Source organism: Rhodopseudomonas sp. BR0C11, from assembly GCF_010820945.1.
Lineage (GTDB): Bacteria > Pseudomonadota > Alphaproteobacteria > Rhizobiales > Xanthobacteraceae > Rhodopseudomonas > Rhodopseudomonas palustris_H.
In genome coordinates this window covers 1-3728 of sequence record NZ_QTKI01000443.1, presented here as the reverse complement: position 1 = coordinate 3728, position 3728 = coordinate 1, and the positions used below count along the sequence as shown (strand labels likewise).

The window sequence follows — 3728 nt, the reverse complement described above, 5'->3', positions numbered from 1 at the left end:
GGGCGGCGGCAAGCGCCGCCCGCAGCCTGGTGCTGGCCGGGCGACGCCCGCTGCTGATCGCGCCGGATCGCGAGGTCATCAGCCGCGGCGAGACGTTGTCGCCGGCCGCTGCCGCATTGCTCGCGCGGCTGCAATGGGCCGACCTGCTCGACGCCGAAAGCGCGCTGCCGAGCGAAGGCAGGTTTTCGGTGTGGGGTGACGGAACCTTGCGGCGGGCCGCGCAAGGCGAGGGTGCCTGGCACCTCGATCGCGCCAGCTTCGAGCGGCAGATGCGGACCAAGCTGAATAACGATGCGATCGAGTGCCATCCGATCATCGTCACCATGCTGGTGCATCACTGCGATGGGGTCGTGCTCGAACTCGGCGATGGCCGCGTCGTGTTCGCCGACGCGGCCATCGACTGCAGCGGCCGCGCCGCGTTGTCGTCGGGAACGGCAGCGGGGCGACGCCGCACCGACCGGCTGGTCGCCGTGTGGCGCGTGCTCGACCTGCCGGACGATACCGAGCCCGCCGCGGCGACATTGATTGAAGCGGTCGCGCTGGGCTGGTGGTACATGGCCCCACTGCCGGGCAACCGCATGATGCTCGGCCTGTTCACCGACACCGATTTGTTGCCACCCGGCGCCGCCCAGGATGGCTCGATCTGGACCGGCCTGGCTGCGTCGACGGTCGCGATCGCCCCGCGGCTGCGGAGTCTCGGCCTCGACTCCACGGCAGCAGCTGCGCCGCCCCAGGTCGCGCCCGCCGCCACCGTCACGGCCAGCCGCTTGATCGAGGGGCGCATCCTGCGCGCCGGTGATGCCGCGGCCGCGCTTGATCCGCTCGGCGCCAACGGTCTCGCCACCGCGCTGTGGAGCGGCATGGCGGCCGCCGAGGCGACGCTGACGCTGACCGATGGCGATCCCGAGCGGGCCGACGCCTATGAGCGCGATTACTTGCAAGGCATCGCGCAGCACCTCGTCACCCAGCAGGCAATGTACGCCGCCGAGCCACGCTTCGCCGATGCGCCGTTCTGGCAGCGCCGCCGCACTGTCGCATCGTCCCACCCTAACCAGGAGATCTCGCCATGAAAGCCTCTCTGCGCACGCTCTTTGCTGCTGCCGCCCTTGCTATCACGTTGCCGGCCGCGGCTTCCGCCGAAACCAGCGCTGTGAAGATCATCGCACCGACCGATAAGACGATCACACCGAGCGGCACCTGGAGCATCGGCGCCCGCGCCGGCGACTTCGTGTTCATCGGCGGGATGCGCGGCACCGACCGCGTCACCGGCAAGATGGTCGACGGCGACGAGGCGCGGATCCGGCGGATGTTCGACAACATGCTCGCCGCGGCCGAAGCGGCAGGCGCCACCAAGGCCGATGCGGTGCGGCTGACCGTGTTCGTGACCGACGTCGCTAAGTACCGTCCGGTGGTCAACAAGGTGCAGAAGGACATCTGGGGCGACGGCCCGTATCCGCCGCGCACCGTGCTGCAGGTGCCGGCGCTCGACCAGGGCGACATCGCCGAAATCGACGGCACGTTCTACGCACCGGCGAAGTAAGACCGCCGGCCTCCGGGCTCATATTTGAACCGGTGCGGGCCATCGCGCGACTGGAAGGAAGCACGATTTCCTCCCGGAGGCGCCGATGGCCCGGCCGCATTTTGCTCTCACGTCTTTTTTGCTGGCGAGTAGTGTCTCCCTCTCTGTCTTTGCGTTTAGTTTGCCGACCCACGCTCAGAGTGAGGACGCGGCGCAGACATGCTAGCAGCCGATCACCTCGGTCGAGGCAAGCCTCGCAGCATGCACGGCGGCGATCGACTCCGGCGACAGAGACGGCGCGGTCGCTGACTTTCAGCACACCGTGAAGCTCAGCCCGCAGTTCAAGGAAGTGGCCGAGCGGCTGCAGGAACTCGGCGTCCAGATGTAGCCGCGCGGAGTGCTGCGAGCGAATGCCTTCGCGTTCGCGGTGTTTATTGTTATCCTTGGAAATTGCACCGGCGGCGCAGCTCGCCGCGACTTAGCTATGAGCCTGCCATGGACCGTGAGTTCCTCGCCGATTTGTTCGCGCCATTCGGTCCGGTGACGATCCGGCGGATGTTCTCGGGCTTCGGGATCTCGGCTGACGGCGTCACGTTTGCGCTGGTGATCCGCGATGCGATCTATCTGCGCACCGATGCGGACGGCGCGGCGCGGTTCGAGGCCGAGGGCAGCCGGCCGTTTCGCTACGACACCCGCACTAAGACGGTGACGGTCGGCTCGTACTGGCTGCTGCCGGAGCGGCTGCTCGACGATCCGGACGAGCTCGCGCAATGGGCCCGCACCGCCCACGCCGCCGCCGAGCGCGCCGCGCTCAGCAAGGCGTCGAAGACGCTGCGTGTGACCAAGACGAAGACTGCGGCTGATAGCAATAAGGCGCCGAAGCTAACCAAGCCGGCCAGCGCTCAACGGAAGGTCAAGACAGTTGCGAAGGCAGCAGGTCGGGCCAAGACCGCGAAGACCACAAAGGCTCCTGCGGCGAAGCGCGGCCGGGCGGCGCGCTAACGGCGGCGTCAGGCGACGGCGGCCTGGGTGACGCCGGAGAATTCCGGATCGGTCTCGCAGATCACGCGGTTGCGGCCGTTGCGCTTGGCGGCGTAGAGGCACGCGTCGGCGCGTTCGATCAGCGCTTCGGCATCGTCGTTCGGTTTCAGTGTCGACACGCCGGCCGACAGCGTCACCCGGCCGAGAATCTCGCCGGTCGACTTCTTCTTCAGCTCCTTCGACATCACCAGCCGGCGGATGTTGTCGGCGACGATGATCGCCTGGCGCATCGGCGTGTTCGGCAGCACCACGGCGAATTCCTCGCCGCCGTAGCGCGCGGTGAAGTCCTGGCCCTTGATGCTCTGCTTCAGCGTCAGGCCGACGAGCCGCAGCACCTGGTCGCCGGTGAGATGGCCGTAGGTGTCGTTGAACGACTTGAAGTGATCGATGTCCATCATCAGCAGCGACAGCGGCTGCTGGCTGGTGCCGGCGTTGCGGATCGCTTCCTGGACGGTGCGGTCGAACAGCTTGCGGTTGCCAAGGCCGGTGAGGGGATCGGTGAGGCTCTCGGCGCGGATCGCATCGAGGCTGACCTGAAGATTGGCGATCTCCTGCTTGGAGGTCGACAGCCGCTCTTCGAGCGCGCTGTTGGCCTGCTGCATCTCGCGGGTGGTGACGACCAGACGCTCGACGATCGCCTTGATCTGGTTGTGGTCGGTCGCCAGCGACAGCTTCTGGCTTTCGCCGCGCAGATCGTCGCCGAAGCTGGCGGTGCTGCCGAGCGTCTTGGCGAGCAGCGCCATGATGTCGTCGATCTCGTTGGCGACGCGGGCGCCGATCCGGTCGATCCGGTCGGTGGTGCGGCCGTGCGACAGATAGGTATCGTGCAACTGGTCGAGGTCGGCGTCGGTGAGGCTGCCGCGCTCCGCCAGCGTGTCGTTGATCGCCTTGTTCAGCTCGGGGTTGTAGCCGGTCGCGTAGACGTACCAGATCTCGTAATTGCGCGGGACGGCGCCTTGGCGGAGGGTCTTGATCTGGGAGAGGGCCACCTCGGCATAGGCCATGGTGCGGTCATGGTCGTCCTGCAGCGCGGCCACGAGCCACCCTCCGGTCAGGCGTTTTCAACGCGTGTTTGAAACGGTGTAAGGCTACGGTGCGGGTGGTGAAGACCTCGTAAACACCGCCCAATCGCCCATCAGCCGCGCGCCCGCACCGGGCGCAACAGGAA

General features: G+C 67.3%; 4 protein-coding genes. 3 read left to right on the top strand and 1 reads right to left on the bottom strand.

Annotation, left to right across the window (positions count from 1 at the left end):
- The 3 genes from DYI24_RS23055 to DYI24_RS23045 all read left to right on the top strand — a co-directional run.
- A partial coding sequence (locus DYI24_RS23055) for an NAD(P)/FAD-dependent oxidoreductase (RefSeq protein WP_164573986.1) occupies positions 1–1070 on the top strand: 1070 nt, incomplete at its 5' end.
- Positions 1067–1540, top strand: a complete 474-nt coding sequence (locus DYI24_RS23050) for a RidA family protein (protein ID WP_164573985.1) — start codon at positions 1067–1069, stop codon at positions 1538–1540. The genes DYI24_RS23055 and DYI24_RS23050, both read left to right, overlap by 4 nt.
- 474 nt (positions 1541–2014) lie before the next feature.
- Positions 2015–2521 carry a TfoX/Sxy family protein gene (locus DYI24_RS23045; protein ID WP_164573984.1) on the top strand — a complete coding sequence of 169 codons (507 nt, stop codon included), beginning with the start codon at positions 2015–2017 and terminating at the stop codon, positions 2519–2521.
- 8 nt (positions 2522–2529) lie between these two features.
- On the opposite strand, the gene DYI24_RS23040 is transcribed toward DYI24_RS23045, so the two are convergent.
- Positions 2530–3597 (bottom strand): GGDEF domain-containing protein, encoded by a 1068-nt coding sequence (locus DYI24_RS23040; protein WP_164573983.1) that lies wholly within the window; start codon positions 3595–3597, stop codon positions 2530–2532.
- Positions 3598–3728 lie beyond the last annotated feature (131 nt).